Below are 12,941 nucleotides of genomic sequence, written 5' to 3'. Positions count from 1 at the left end.
GACAGTGGGTCACCAAACCCTTAAAGCCGCAGCGGAAATCGTGCGAAAACCGACGCACGGACAGGCGCGGAGGCGATGCGCTGCACGGAAATTACGGCGGGGCAGTTGCCCATATTGACAGCGCCCTCGGGGTCGAGCGATAGCGGCGATCATCGGGCCATGTGCGGACGCCCGGTCAGACGGCATCCGTCCAAGTCCGCTCCATAAGCCGCGCCTGCGGCGGAAGGAGCGTAGAATGACTGGCCACACCCAACATGATCCTGCCCCGGAGAGCTCGGTCGCGGCAGCCCCCGCCGGGATCGTTGGCGGCCCGCCTTCCATCACGCTGAGCGCCCTGTTCCTCAAGTTCCTGCGTTTCGGCCTGTTCGCTTTCGGCGGGCCGGTCGCCCAGATTGCGATGGTCCGTCAGGCGCTGGTCGAGGAGGAGCGATGGATCGATCGCGCCCGCTTCAATCGGCTGCTCGCTGTGCTGCAGATCCTGCCGGGGCCGGAAGCGCATGAGTTGTGCGTCCATCTGGGCATGGTCGCACGCGGGCGGCTGGGCGGGCTGCTTGCCGGGCTCGGTTTCATGCTGCCCGGCCTGCTGCTGATGCTGGCGGTGAGTTGGGCCTATGTCCGCTGGGTTGCGGGCGCCACGGGACTTTCTGGCGTGCTGCTCGGCGTCCAGCTGGTCGTGCTGGCGGTCATTCTGCGCGCTGTCATCCGCATCGGGCAGCATATCATCGAGGATCGTCTGCTGGGCGGGATCGCGCTTGTCAGCCTTGTCGCCACGCTGGCAGGCGTGCCCTTCTGGCTTCCGCTGGCGGCGGGCGGGGTCGCCTACGCTCTTTCGCACCGACCCGTGCTCGTCGCACTGGTCCTGCTGGCAGCGATCGGCCTCTGGCTCGCTGTTCACTTCGCGGCCCTGCCGGTTTCGCCTGCGCGCATCACGCCCGGCGCCCCGGTCACGCTGGCGGCGCTCTTCATCGCCGGTCTCAAGGGCGGCCTGCTGACCTTCGGCGGCGCCTATACCGCCATTCCCTATGTCCGCGCCGATACCGTCGGGCGCGGCTGGATCGGTGACGCGACCTTCCTCGATGGCATCGCGCTCGCCGGCGTACTGCCTGCCCCGCTGGTCATCTTCGCTACCTTCGTCGGCTATATCGCTGGCGGCCCCGGCGGCGCCCTCGCGATCACGGCGGGCATGTTCCTTCCGGCCTTCGCCTTCTCGCTCGTCCTGTTCGAGCGGCTGGAGGCTGTCGTCGAAAATCCCGCGCTGCACCGCCTGCTCGCGGGGGTCGCCGCCGCGGTGGTCGGGATCATCGCCGCGACGTTCGTGCAGCTTGCGCACGCGACCGGCGCACGCACCACGGAACCGCTCGTTGCGCTCGCGCTGTTCGCGGTCGCGCTGGTGCTGGTGTGGCGCCTCAAGGGGAGCTGGGTGACGCCTGCCCTCATCGCGGGCGGCGCGGCTGCGGGGCGGGCGCTCCTTTCCTGAGGAGCGATGGAATAACTCCGCCCCGGCGCGCGTAAGGGATAGGAAAGTCCTTTTCCCTCTCCTCCGGAGCCTCCCCTTGCCGAAGTCCTTTCGCGCGCTTTCCGCCGCGCCTCGTGCCGCCGCCTTTTTAGCTGCCCCGCTTGCCTTCGCCGACGCTGCACCCGCGCAGGACTATCCGCATGTGCCCGAACCCATGGTGTTCGACATGATGCGGCCCCTCGGCGCCAAGCAAGGCGAGCTGGAGGTCAATACGCTCGCGACCACCAATCTCAGCGGACCGGACGGCAGCATCCACTGGGCGCCGGAAGTCGAATATGCCGTGGCGGACGGGTTCGCGGTCGAGTTCGAATTTCCGTTCGTCGATGGCCGCCTGGAGGAGCTGAAGCTCGGCCTTCAGGCCGCGTTCGGCACGCTCAACGGTGGCAAGTCCGCACACGGCATCCAGTATCTCGGCATTTATGATCGCCATAGCGGCGGCTACAACAGCACTGCCGCCTATATGCTCGTCACGCGCTTCAATGCGCGCTGGAGCCATGTCGGCATGGTCGGCCTTGCGGACATTGGCCGTCGCGCCAGCACTGGCGGCAACGGCTTCATCACCAATCACAGCCTGTTCTACGATGCGAGCGACCGCCAGGTGCTGGGCCTCGAGATCAACTATCGCGGCGGCAGCGAGGGCGGCGTCCTCGTCATGCCGCAGATCCACCAGATGGTGGGCAGCGCCTTCGCCATTCAGGCCGGCATCGGCGCGATCAAGGACCGTGGCGACGTCGTGCGCCCCCATGCCGGGCTGCGCGTCATCCGCCAGTTCTGAAATTTTCATGTGCCCGAGGGAATAAGGCCGCCCCGGCCCGCGTAAACAAACATGGCCTATCTCGATCTCAACCGCATAACTCCAGCACACCGGAAGGCGCCGCTGCGTGTCGCGCTTTTTTCCGGCAATTATGACTGCATTCGTGACGGCGCCAATCAGGCGCTTAATCGCCTCGTCGCCTTCCTGCTGGGCGAGGGCGTGCAGGTCCGCATTTATGCGCCGCGCGCGCCAAAGCCCGCCTTCGCGGCAGTGGGCGAGATTTGCCCGGTCCGCTCGCTCGCCATTCCCGCCCGCCCGGAATACCGCCTCGCGCTTGGCCTCACTCGGCCGGCGCGGCGGGATCTCGATGATTTCCGGCCCGACATCATTCACCTGTCGGCGCCCGATATTCTCGGCCGGCAGGCCCTGAACCACGGCCTGCGGCACGATATTCCCGTGGTCGCGAGCCTCCACACCCGCTTCGAGACCTATCTCGATTACTACCGACTGTCGCTCCTGCGTCCGCGCATCGAGGGGTATCTCCGCCGTTTCTATGGGGATTGCGCGCATATCCTCGCACCCACCGCCCCGATCGCGGACGATCTCGCCCGCACACACGACGCAAGCCGTGTCTCGATCTGGGCACGCGGCGTCGATCCCGAGATGTTCGGGCCAAGCCTGCGCGATCCCGCGTTCCGCTCGGCGCATGGCTTCGCACCCGATGATGTCGTGCCGCTCTTCTTCGGTCGGCTGGTGAAGGAAAAGGGGCTGGGCGTGTTCGTCGAGACGATGTCGATGCTCGCCGCCAAGGGATATAGCGTCCGCCCGCTCATCGTGGGCGAAGGGCCGGAACATGGCTGGCTCGCCGGCAAGTTGCCGGGCGCGGTGTTCACCGGCCATCTGGAAGGGCGCGCGCTCGGCCGCGCGGTCGCCAGCGCGGACATCCTCGTCAACCCGAGCGTGACCGAGGCGTTCGGCAACGTCAATCTGGAGGCGATGGCCAGCGGTCTTGCCATCGTCACGGCGGATGTGCCCAGCGCAGCGACCCTCATTACCGATCGCGCGACTGGTCTCCTCGTGCCGCCCGGCCAGCCGTCCGCTTATGCTCATGCCGTCATGCGCCTGATCGACAATCCCGCCATCCGCCACGCGCTGGGCGCCGCTGCGCTGGTCGAGGCCGGGCGCTATCGCTGGAGAGACGTGCTGGGTCAGGTGCTTTCATGCTATCGTCAGGTGCTGGGCCGGACGGATGCGTTGCCTCTGCTGCGCGCGGCCTGATGGTGATGCTTTTGGACGAGCCCCGTAACAGCGCGATCGGCGAGGATCTCGTCGCCATGCGCCGCTATGCGCGGGCGCTGACGCGGGACACGCAGACGGCCGACGATGTCGTGCAGGATGCGGTTCTGCGCGCCATAGAGCGGCGACGCACGTTCGATCCCGCGCGCAGCCGCCGTCGCTGGCTGCTGGCAATCGTCCATAATGTCTTCGTGTCCGCCAAGCGCCGCGAGGAATCCGAAGCGCGGCGGGACGCGCAATTTGCCGAGACCATGATTGCCCATCTCGATCCCGCACAGGAGCATCGCGCTCGCCTTGCGCAGATCGCGCGCAGCTTCGCTACGCTGCCCGAGCCGCAGCGCGCGGTGCTCCACTTGGTTGCCGTGGAGGGGCTGAGCTACCAGGAGACGGCGGACGCGCTCGGCGTGCCGATCGGAACCGTCATGTCGCGGCTGTCTCGGGCGCGCATCGCGCTACGCGAGGCGGAGGAACAGGGTCTAAAAACAGGAGAGCCGGCGAAAAGCGGGCTCCGGATCGTGGGAGGACGGGATGACTGACGAGCCCTCGGACATCGAGCTGAACGCCTATGTGGATGGCGAGCTGGACGTTGAGCGGCGCTTCGCCGTGGAGAGCCGGCTGGCCCGCAATCCCGCGCTGGCCGCCCGTGTGCTGGGCGATATGAGCCACCGCACCGGCTTGCGCCTCTTGGCGGATTCGTCCCCCGCGCCCGCTGCGCTCGCCGCCAGCGCTACGCCATTGGAGCGCCTCAAGGCGCCGTCCCGCGCGCTGCGCCGCATTTTCCCCTTTGCCGGGGGGGCGGCGCTGGCCGCCGGTCTCGCGCTCGTGCTGGTGCTGCGCGCGCCGTCCACGCCTGCCTATATTGCGGATGCCGTCGCCTCGCATCGCGTGGCAATGACGCGCGCCGCCATGGTCTCGCAAATCGAGGCGCCGAGCCGGGACTGGCGCGAAATCCTGGAGAAGACCCGCATCGACATTCCCCGGCTGCCGGATCAGTGGCGCGTGACGGACGTGCAGCTCTTCCCTGCTGCGAACGGTCAGGCCGTGATGGTCGCCGTGCGCACTGACACGGGCCAGCGACTCTCTATCTTCGCCATGCGGGGGCAGACGGGCGCTCCGCAGCAACCGGACGCAGTGCGGGAAGGCGCGCAGTCCGTCGCCTTCTGGCAGCGCGGCGACATGGCGTTCGCTCTCACCGGCGAAGCGGAACCGGGCTGGATCGACGCGACAGCAGAGACCCTCAGCCGCTTCTGGTCGTGAGGGCGGGCTGGACTGTCCGGATACGATGCCATTATCGGGGCTTTGCGAGTCAAATGCCTTCTCTTAAAGCGAAAGAGATAGAAAGCCAGAGACCGCTGAAGCAGAAATAGGAAGATGTCCCAAAGCGTTCAGAGTGCAAAGGCACGCTTCACAAATTGGTGCAAGTTGGGCGGCCGCCCTCTGATGAGCATGGGTCGTCTTGTCGAGGAGCATTTGCTCCCATCTTATTTTGCTGCCGGCTTTGAAAGGGTATCAGTGCAGCTGCGGGATCCCAAAGAGGCGGTTAGCTCCCGAGAAATTTGGTTGGAGCGTTCCTGCAACGAAGAAATCGACGTCGTTATCTTCAATTTCGATAAATACCGGAGACCTGCATTTCAGGTTCACCTTCATCGCCGCGAAATCCTACCCCCACACCATTGGGTAAGGGCTGCCAACCTAGTTCAAAAATCTTCGCAATATCTGCATTTCTGGGGCAAGCCATGGTGGCTGCCGACGCGCTATTGGACAGAACACATGTCCGCAAACACGATAGACTGCATGCGCGAAAAGACAGAAGATGCCTTGGTTTTTCTGGAAAAGAATGAGCGATGCCGTAATATCAGTAAGCCTGTAGAAACCTGAAAATTCTGGCCGCTTCCTTATGCGTGTGATCCCATGGAGACAGTGCACTTCCCACCACTCTCATTCATGTCGCCTGCGCTTCCCCACCTCATAGACGCGCAGGTCCTGTTCGCCGATCTGGAGGTCCGGCCACGCCGCCCGCGACTGCACGATATGCGCGGACGCGAAATGGCGATCGAAGGCGGCCTGATCGATCTACAGTTCCTTCACATGGATGAGGCCGGGATCGAGCACATCCTAGGCATAGCCGTATTCGAGGCAACCGGGCGGGCGGCGCTCAGCTTTGCGGCGGGCAAGCGAACGGTTCCCACGATCAGCAGCATGTCTTTCCCCCTCACCCCGCCAGTATCGCCAGCGCCGTGCCCACCAGCGCCATGGCGATGCCGATCATCGAGAGCGCGGGCCAGGGCATGAAGCCCACCCGGTCCGGCGTCGTGCGGCGCAGCCGCCGCTTATCCGCCAGATGCGCCGTCGCCGTCAGGAGCGCGCCCGATAGCGCCACCGCGATCAACCCTGCTTGCACTTGCACTGTCCTTTCGGCACGGTCGCCCCTCACTGACTCTTCAGAGAGAGGATGCCCCCTATGCTCCGCCGCCCTCGGCACGCAATGCCCCTTATCGCCCTTTCCGTCGCGTTCGCTGCCCCCTTCGCGATCGCGCCGCTCCTCGCCCAGCATGAGAACCATGCGGGCCACACCGCGGCCGTCGCGGTCGATCCCGCAATCGCCGCTGCAGTGAAGGCACCGACCCGCACTCCGGCCAATGTCGCGCGGGATAAATATCGCCATCCCGCCGAGACGCTCGCCTTCTTCGGCGTGACGCCCAGCCAGACCGTGCTGGAATATGCGCCGAGCGGCGGCTGGTACACCGAGATTCTTGCTCCCCTCCTCAAGGACAAGGGCACCTTCTACGCGGCGCAGTCCGCCGGTCGCGGGTTCGATGGCGTCAAGGCCAAGCTGGACGCCGATCCCGCCACCTACGGCAAGGTGAAGCTCGTCACTTGGCCGGTCGGCAGCGCCGTCGCGCCGGGCAGCGTCGATACGTTGCTCACCTTCCGCAACGTGCACAACATGGTGATGGGCGGCAACGCGGAGGAAACCTTCCGCCAGTTCTTCACGCTGGTGAAGCCGGGCGGCGTGCTGGGCGTGGTCGATCATCGCCTGCCCGAGAGCCGCGATACGGCGCTGGAAAAGTCCAGCGGCTACCTCAAGCTCTCGACCGTGAAGGCGCTCGCCGAGAAGGCCGGCTTCGTGCTGGAGGCGCAGAGCGAGATCAACGCCAACCCGAAGGACACCGCCGACTGGGCGACCGGCGTGTGGACGCTGCCGCCCTCGCTGCGCAACGGCGAGACGGACAAGGCGAAGTATCTCGCCATCGGCGAGAGCGACCGGATGACGCTGCGCTTCCGCAAGCCGCGCTGACCTGGGGCAGAGACAGCGCCTGGACATTCAGATGATGACGGCATTCGCAGGCCGTCAGCCCTGAATGTCCGGCCCGCCCTTGTTGCACAGGCACGGGGCGGGCTAAGGCAGGCCCGTGGCAGAGAACATCTCCCCGACCATGAGCCCTCCACGAGAGCGGCGGCTCTTCGCCATTCTCGTGCGTCTGACCGCCGCCGCCTGCCTCGCGGCCACGCTGGCGCTGGTGAAGATCGCGTCGGATCGCGGCATTCATGTCGTGGAATCGCTGTTCTACCGTCAGCTCTTCGCGATCCCCGTGGTGGTGGCGGGCCTCGCGCTCGGGCCGGGCTTCGCGTGCCTGCGCACGGATCGCCCCGGCGGCCATATCATGCGGACGGTCGTCGGCATGGGCGGCATGATCTTCAACTTTCTGGGCGTCGTCCTGCTCCCGCTGGCGGAAGCGACGACCATCGGCTTCACGGCGCCCATCTTCGCCACCATCATGTCCGCGCTGTTCCTTCAGGAGCGTACCGGCCTCCATCGCTGGGGCGCGGTGGCGATGGGCTTTGTGGGGATGCTCATCATGGTGCAGCCGGGGAGCAGCGCGTTCCCGCTGTTCGGCGGCACCATCGCGCTCATCGGCGCCTTCATGACCGCCTGCGTCTCGATCCTGCTGCGCCAGCTCGCCCGCACGGAGGAGCCGCTGGCGATCGTCTTCTGGTTCTGCGTCATCTCGCTGGTGCCCTTGGGCGTCGGGCTCGCGATCTTTGGGCGGCCCCATGACGCGACCGAGTGGGGACTGCTCGCGCTGATCGGCCTTGGCGGCGGCGTCAGCCAGATCTGCCTCACCGTCGCGCTCAAATGGGCGCCGATCTCCGTCGTGCTGCCGATGGACTATTCCAGCCTGCTCTGGGCGAGCCTGCTCGGCTGGCTGGTGTGGAGCGAGTGGCCCGGCCCCGCCACCTGGGCGGGCGCGGTGCTCATCGTGGCGAGCGGGCTCTACATTGCCTGGCGCGAGCGGGTGCGCCGCACGCCGCCCAGCCCCGAGCCGCTCGCGATCGATCAGATCTGAAGCATCGTGCGGAAAAGTGGGAACCGGTTTTCCGCGTAAACGATGCGACAAATTCTACTTGGTAGACTCCTTCCGCTCCTGCGCCAGCCGCTCTCCGAGCAGCTTCTGCGATCGCGCCGCATAGGCGCGGCAGGCGCCCGGCTCCGCATTATACCGCCCAGGCCCGGCATTGTCCGGATGCGCGGAGATGAGGATATCGCACGGCATCGCGTTCATCCGCCGGTAGCTCGCGGCGAACCCCTGAACGATCGGCGCGCTCGCCGGCGCGGTGTATTTGTAGCCCTCGGCCGAGACGGGATTGAGGCTGGAAGCAAAGACGATCGTCTTGCACGTCCGCCCTTCGCAGGCTTGCCAGCTCCAGCTCATGCTGCCCATCGTGTGCCCCGGCGTCGCATGGGCGGTGATGGCGGTGCGGCCCAGCCGCAGCACTTCGCCGTCCTTCACCACGCGCACCTTCGCCACGCGCGGCCAGCTGCCGCCATAAGCGCGCTGCGGATCGTCCTTCGCCAGCGCTCCCGCCTTCAGTCCTTCCGCACCCCGCGCGCTTGCCACCACCGTCGCGCCGGTGTCGCGGGCAAGCGCCGCCAGACCTCCGGCATGGTCGAAGTGCGGCTCAGTGCTCAGAATAAATTTTATGTCTTTGGGGTCGAAGCCCAGCTTGCGGACATTGGCGAGGATCGCCGGGGCCGCCTGGGGCAGCGCGCCGTCGATCAGCACCAGACCTTCCCCGGTGTCGATCAGCACGACGCTCAGCCCGCCGAAGCCCACCAGGTAGCTGCGCCTGAAAATTACCTCCGGCGGCAGCGGCGCCAGCCATTCCCCGGCCCGGTCCACGGCCATCGGCCGGGTCAGCGAGTCACCGGCGGGCGCTCCGGCCAGCAGGGCGGCGAGTGTCAGCGTGGCGATCATGGGCGTCTCCTTCCCCACCGGGATGCCTCACCCCGCCCCCGCCTCACAAAGCATGATTTCTCGACAAAGCCATGAGGTTAATTCATAGCTGAACCATGGATCGCGCCCAGCTCCCCTTGAATGCCCTGCGCGCGTTCGAGGCGGCGGCGCGCCACCTCAATTTCACTCGTGCCGCCATCGAGCTGTGCGTCAGCCAGGGCGCGGTCAGTCATCAGGTCGCGCAGTTGGAGCAGCGCCTCGGCACCCGCCTGTTCCATCGCCTGCCACGGGGCCTTGCCCTCACCGATGAGGGGCACGCGCTCGTCCCCGTGCTGGCCGAGATGTTCGATCGCGTCGCCGCCACGCTCGATCAATATGCCGATGGCCGCTTCCGCGAGGGGCTGAAGGTCGGCGTCGTCGGCACCTTCGCCACCGGCTGGCTGCTCCCCCGGCTCGATGGCTTCGCTCGCGCGCATCCGTCGATCGATCTACGCCTCTCCACTAATAACAATCGCGCCGATCTCGCCGGAGAGGCGCTGGATTTCGCCATCCGCTTCGGGGACGGCGCATGGCACGGCACCCATGCCGAGCCGCTGCTGGAGGCGCCCATGACGCCCGTCTGCGCTCCCACCATCGCCGCGCAGCTGCGCTCCCCCGCCGATCTCGCCCAGCATCCGCTGTTGCGATCCTATCGCGCGGACGAGTGGACGCTCTGGTTCGCGCAAGCCGGCGTCCCCGCCCCGCGCCTGCGCGGCGCCGTCTTCGATAGCTCGGTGCTGATGGCCTCCGCCGCCGCCGCCGGGCTCGGCGTCGCGCTCCTGCCCCCGGCGATGTTCACCCGCGAACTCGCTGCCGAGCAGCTCGTCCAACCCTTCGCGCCCATGATCGATGTCGGCCGCTACTGGCTCACCCGCCTCATGTCCCGCCCCGAGACGGACGCGATGCGGCGGTTTAGGGAGTGGATCAGGGGGGAGACATATTTCCAAACCCGATAATCCAACGCGGTTAGGTCGTTACCGGGATAGGACGAACATGCTCTCGAACTGCCCCGTCGATACATGGAAACCCCGTTCTACCTAACAATTACTGTCGTCAGACTTTCCTTGCTCGGCAATAAATGCGCTCTGGGCGATTTGGTAAAGCTCATCAAAAGTGTCCCACCTGGTCTTCCGAGAGAAAGTAGATTCTACAGAAACGCTGATGCGACGGCCAAGGCTTTCCCTGGGCTCGAAGAGGTCGGGCGCGCCTTTAAGAGGCCCCGGATAGCGTGCCGCCCAACTTAGAGTTTGATGCGCTGTCGCAAGAAAATACTCCTGCTGCTCAGAAGTCCGATGGAGTCCAGCCATTTTCCAAAGTTGAGGTATATTGTGCGTACTCGGTATCTTGGCTGGTACTTCTTTGCGATAACCTATTTGAGCTAATACAGCTTTCACGATTAGCTCAAGCGCTAGGCTGCTTTCTCGCAGCCATCCCCAGAATAAAGCAGTATGGGCACCTTCAATGTCGCCCCCAATAGGAGAAGGGTCAATAATTTGACCATGGCGGAGGGTCCAAAGGCAGTAGGCGATGTAACGGGCGCCGTCCGCTTTGCTCCAAAATTCCGTCGGATTGGCCCTTATTGCTTCATAAGGGTCATCTAGGAGGCTCATGTAAAATTATTCGTTACAGTCATAATAGCCACTGAAGTTTGGACCGAAAGTTGCTGGATCGCAACATTCACGGTCACTGGGCGGGCGCGGACAACTGACTAGTGACGGGCTTTCCAAGTGTTTTCGGGATATTTGATGATTTGTCGCCGCCATATCCAAACGGCGAAAGAAAACATGATCGCTCCCGTCACTACACCAGCAACCCATCCCTTCTGATGGCCGTGGAAACAGGCCGCCAGAATGCTGACAATGGCCGGAGCAGATAGGGCGAACCAATCCCGCTGGGTCACTTTCCTCATGTGGCGCAGTCTATCGCGAAGCGCCCGGAAAAACATTCATTTCTGCACACATGTGGGATCGTCATTGCGGGACGGCCAGTCGTTGATCCAAGCCTGATGCTGGCTGGATTTTTCCCACGCCGCCTAGGCATTTCTTGAGAAAATATCTTCCCCCTCATCCCGCCCCATCCCCATGAAGCTGCGGATAGACCCACCACCAGGGGAAATTCGTCTCGCCCAGCACCAGCTTCACGATCTGCGGATAGATGATTTCTGCGCGTGTGCTGTTGGAGAGCATCACCACGCAGCGCTGCTCCGTCTGCTGGCAGATCGCGATGTTCCCGGTCCAGTCATTGTGCCCGCCCTTGTAGAAGACCGGGCCATGGGGGCCGCGCCACACGGTCACGCCCAGCGCGCCTTGCAGGTCGATGGTCGCCGGGCGCGGATCATGCGTGCGGCTCGCCTCGATGGTGGGGAATTCATAGGCAGTGCGGATGGGCAGCTGCGGGCGGATCCACTCGGCCCGCATTGCGGCTGAGAGGCCTTCTCCCGCCAGCATCCCCCGCCACATCCGCGCCTGATCGGCGATCGTCGTATCCATGGAGCCGGATGCGCTCACTGTGCTGCGTTCGTCATGCGGCTCGAAGCTGCCGTCCATCGCATAACCATCGGCCAGATGGTCCGCGAAGTCCGCGCGCCACTGCATGTCGGTATTGGTCATGCCGAAGCGATCGAAGACGCGGCGCTGCATCTCGGTCTTCACATTGAGGCCCAGCCCCTTCTCCAGCACGAACTGCAGCAGATAAAAGCCTTCGCCGGAATAGGCGTAGCGCTCGCCGGGCGGAAAGTGGAAGCGCAGCTTTTCGTCGGGCTCCAGATAGCGCAGATTGGCAAGGCCGGAGGCATGAGTGAGCAGGATGCGCGGGGTCAGCCGCCGCCATTCCTCCTGCCCTTTCAGCGTGCCCCAGTTGCGGTCGCCCTCGTCATAGTCGGGCAGCGGCTTGGGCAGATAGGTGGCGATGGAACGGTCAAGGTCGATCCGGCCCTCGTCGGCTAGTTGCAGCACAGTGTAGGCGAACGCGGCCTTGGTCAGCGATGCGCCATACATGATGCTATCGGTCTCCAGCGGCTGGCGCTTGGCCACGTTGCGATAGCCAAAGGCCTTCACATAAGTAATGTCCTTGCCGTCGATCACCGCGATGGCGAGGCCGGGCACGTCGGCCTGGCTCATCAGCGCCGCGATGCTGCCGTCGAGCGTCGCCGCGCTGGTGGCGGGCGCGGCGGAAACGACGGGGCCTTGAGGGGCCGGCTGGGCAGCGGCGGTGAGGGCGCTCGCGAACAAGGCACAGGTCGAGAGTCCCCCGGCGAGCAGGGCAGCATGAGTCATCGGTCAATACTCCGGAAGTGAGGGGGTTTGAAACGTCGCGGCCGGTTCGGCCGTCAGGTCCAGCGGGAGGAAATCAGAACACAGCCGATACCTGCGAGGATGAAGGCGAGGCCGGGCACCAGCGCCCAGCCGAAGCGGGCCGGTTGCCACTGCGTGCCGCTGCCGGTGAGGCGCCAGAGCCGCTCGCCCTGAGGCAGCGACTCGGTGAAGAACGCCCCGCGCATCTGCGTGATGAAGCGGGTCTGCTCACTGCGCACGGCAGGCTCGGCGTCCGCCCCCGCGCCCTTGGGCAGCACGCCGTCGGAGACATAAGTGTAGGTCGTGATGTCGCGGCCCCGATCGATCATCGAGAGGCCAGTGAACCCGCCGCCCAGTGCCAGCGCCGTCAGCCCGGCGATCAGCCAGCGGCGCGGGACCGTCCGCCGCCGGTTGGACTGTGCCAGCATCAGTGTGCGCAGGCTGTCGATCTCGCGCAGCCGCTCCAGCTCCTCGGGGAAGAGCACGTCGAGGATCTCGCTCGCCGCGATGCCATAGGCGCCCGCCAGCCGATCGTAGATTTCGGTGGAGGGCACGGACTTTCCCGTCTCCAGCTTGGAGAGATAGGATTGCTCGATGCCCACCCGCGCCGCCGCCTCGGGCTGGGTCCACCCGTGCTGCATCCGCAATTGCCTGAGATAATCGCCGAACTTCATTGCGTTCCTTCCATCTGGCGAAACGAATTCGCGGGCATGACTGGCGGGAATACAAGCTGAATTTTGCGGACTATGCGGGAATTTGCGCGTCACGGCTCAGGAAGAGGCCCGCGATGGATACTCCCCCTCGCA

At 65.2% G+C, this 12,941-nt stretch carries 14 protein-coding genes; 9 read left to right on the top strand and 5 right to left on the bottom strand.

Going from position 1 to position 12,941, the window contains the following annotated elements; genetic code table 11:
* Nucleotides 1-235: 235 nt before the first annotated feature.
* The 6 genes from chrA (at nt 236) to ACNAOH_RS11705 (ending at nt 5,444) form a co-directional block, all read left to right on the top strand.
* The gene (gene chrA, locus ACNAOH_RS11730; RefSeq protein WP_443970355.1) at nt 236-1,477 is read left to right on the top strand and encodes a chromate efflux transporter; all 1,242 of its coding nucleotides are present in this window, start codon (nt 236-238) and stop codon (nt 1,475-1,477) included.
* Nucleotides 1,478-1,553: 76 nt separating this feature from the next.
* Complete coding sequence (locus ACNAOH_RS11725) at nt 1,554-2,291, top strand: hypothetical protein (RefSeq protein ID WP_443970354.1); 738 nt, start codon at nt 1,554-1,556, stop codon at nt 2,289-2,291.
* 51 nt (nt 2,292-2,342) lie between these two features.
* Nucleotides 2,343-3,548, top strand: a complete 1,206-nt coding sequence (locus ACNAOH_RS11720) for a glycosyltransferase family 4 protein (RefSeq protein WP_443970353.1) — start codon at nt 2,343-2,345, stop codon at nt 3,546-3,548.
* The gene (locus ACNAOH_RS11715; RefSeq protein WP_443970352.1) at nt 3,548-4,102 is read left to right on the top strand and encodes a sigma-70 family RNA polymerase sigma factor; all 555 of its coding nucleotides are present in this window, start codon (nt 3,548-3,550) and stop codon (nt 4,100-4,102) included. Before ACNAOH_RS11720 ends, ACNAOH_RS11715 begins: the two co-directional genes overlap by 1 nt.
* Nucleotides 4,095-4,823 (top strand): anti-sigma factor family protein, encoded by a 729-nt coding sequence (locus ACNAOH_RS11710; protein ID WP_443970351.1) that lies wholly within the window; start codon nt 4,095-4,097, stop codon nt 4,821-4,823. The genes ACNAOH_RS11715 and ACNAOH_RS11710 overlap by 8 nt, the downstream gene beginning before the upstream one ends.
* Nucleotides 4,824-5,006: 183 nt before the next feature.
* Nucleotides 5,007-5,444: a hypothetical protein gene (locus ACNAOH_RS11705; protein WP_443970350.1), complete on the top strand. Its 438-nt coding sequence runs from the start codon at nt 5,007-5,009 to the stop codon at nt 5,442-5,444.
* Nucleotides 5,445-5,778: 334 nt separating this feature from the next.
* Here the strand turns inward: ACNAOH_RS11705 and ACNAOH_RS11700 are convergent, their stop codons facing one another.
* Entirely contained in the window at nt 5,779-5,967 is a 189-nt protein-coding gene (locus ACNAOH_RS11700; protein WP_443970349.1) for a hypothetical protein, read from the bottom strand.
* A 60-nt stretch (nt 5,968-6,027) separates the two neighbouring features.
* Between ACNAOH_RS11700 and ACNAOH_RS11695 the strand changes: the two genes are divergently transcribed.
* Together ACNAOH_RS11695 and ACNAOH_RS11690 are read left to right on the top strand one after the other, a co-directional pair.
* Entirely contained in the window at nt 6,028-6,864 is an 837-nt protein-coding gene (locus tag ACNAOH_RS11695; RefSeq protein ID WP_443970348.1) for a class I SAM-dependent methyltransferase, read from the top strand.
* 139 nt (nt 6,865-7,003) lie between these two features.
* A complete protein-coding gene (locus ACNAOH_RS11690) occupies nt 7,004-7,915 on the top strand; it encodes a DMT family transporter (RefSeq protein WP_443972124.1) in 912 nt (303 codons plus the stop codon).
* A 54-nt stretch (nt 7,916-7,969) separates the two neighbouring features.
* Here ACNAOH_RS11690 and bla read toward each other — a convergent pair whose 3' ends face one another.
* Nucleotides 7,970-8,824 carry a subclass B3 metallo-beta-lactamase gene (gene bla, locus ACNAOH_RS11685; protein ID WP_443970347.1) on the bottom strand — a complete coding sequence of 285 codons (855 nt, stop codon included), beginning with the start codon at nt 8,822-8,824 and terminating at the stop codon, nt 7,970-7,972.
* 95 nt (nt 8,825-8,919) lie between these two features.
* Between bla and ACNAOH_RS11680 the strand changes: the two genes are divergently transcribed.
* Nucleotides 8,920-9,798 carry a LysR family transcriptional regulator gene (locus ACNAOH_RS11680; RefSeq protein ID WP_443970346.1) on the top strand — a complete coding sequence of 293 codons (879 nt, stop codon included), beginning with the start codon at nt 8,920-8,922 and terminating at the stop codon, nt 9,796-9,798.
* Nucleotides 9,799-9,879: 81 nt separating this feature from the next.
* Here ACNAOH_RS11680 and ACNAOH_RS11675 read toward each other — a convergent pair whose 3' ends face one another.
* From ACNAOH_RS11675 to ACNAOH_RS11665, 3 genes are all read right to left on the bottom strand, one after another.
* On the bottom strand, nt 9,880-10,452 hold the full coding sequence (locus ACNAOH_RS11675; protein ID WP_443970345.1) for a hypothetical protein: 573 nt from the start codon (nt 10,450-10,452) through the stop codon (nt 9,880-9,882).
* Nucleotides 10,453-10,905: 453 nt separating this feature from the next.
* Nucleotides 10,906-12,117, bottom strand: a complete 1,212-nt coding sequence (locus tag ACNAOH_RS11670) for a serine hydrolase domain-containing protein (protein WP_443970344.1) — start codon at nt 12,115-12,117, stop codon at nt 10,906-10,908.
* 53 nt (nt 12,118-12,170) lie between these two features.
* Nucleotides 12,171-12,809: a helix-turn-helix domain-containing protein gene (locus ACNAOH_RS11665; RefSeq protein WP_443970343.1), complete on the bottom strand. Its 639-nt coding sequence runs from the start codon at nt 12,807-12,809 to the stop codon at nt 12,171-12,173.
* Nucleotides 12,810-12,941: the final 132 nt, after the last annotated feature.

The sequence above is a fragment of the Sphingobium sp. CR28 genome, from assembly GCF_052327305.1.
GTDB lineage: Bacteria > Pseudomonadota > Alphaproteobacteria > Sphingomonadales > Sphingomonadaceae > Sphingobium.
This window is presented reverse-complemented; position numbering and strand designations above follow the sequence as displayed.

Bases quoted from the DNA above. Each gene is read 5' to 3' on its own strand.
- ACNAOH_RS11705 (WP_443970350.1), top strand. From the start codon at position 5,007: ATGAGCATGGGTCGTCTTGTCGAGGAGCATTTGCTCCCATCTTATTTT.
- ACNAOH_RS11695 (WP_443970348.1), top strand. From the start codon at position 6,028: ATGCTCCGCCGCCCTCGGCACGCAATGCCCCTTATCGCCCTTTCCGTC.
- ACNAOH_RS11675 (WP_443970345.1), bottom strand. From the start codon at position 10,452: ATGAGCCTCCTAGATGACCCTTATGAAGCAATAAGGGCCAATCCGACG.
- chrA (WP_443970355.1), top strand. From the start codon at position 236: ATGACTGGCCACACCCAACATGATCCTGCCCCGGAGAGCTCGGTCGCG.
- ACNAOH_RS11665 (WP_443970343.1), bottom strand. From the start codon at position 12,809: ATGAAGTTCGGCGATTATCTCAGGCAATTGCGGATGCAGCACGGGTGG.
- ACNAOH_RS11720 (WP_443970353.1), top strand. From the start codon at position 2,343: ATGGCCTATCTCGATCTCAACCGCATAACTCCAGCACACCGGAAGGCG.
- ACNAOH_RS11690 (WP_443972124.1), top strand. From the start codon at position 7,004: ATGAGCCCTCCACGAGAGCGGCGGCTCTTCGCCATTCTCGTGCGTCTG.
- ACNAOH_RS11710 (WP_443970351.1), top strand. From the start codon at position 4,095: ATGACTGACGAGCCCTCGGACATCGAGCTGAACGCCTATGTGGATGGC.
- bla (WP_443970347.1), bottom strand. From the start codon at position 8,824: ATGATCGCCACGCTGACACTCGCCGCCCTGCTGGCCGGAGCGCCCGCC.
- ACNAOH_RS11670 (WP_443970344.1), bottom strand. From the start codon at position 12,117: ATGACTCATGCTGCCCTGCTCGCCGGGGGACTCTCGACCTGTGCCTTG.
- ACNAOH_RS11715 (WP_443970352.1), top strand. From the start codon at position 3,548: ATGGTGATGCTTTTGGACGAGCCCCGTAACAGCGCGATCGGCGAGGAT.
- ACNAOH_RS11680 (WP_443970346.1), top strand. From the start codon at position 8,920: ATGGATCGCGCCCAGCTCCCCTTGAATGCCCTGCGCGCGTTCGAGGCG.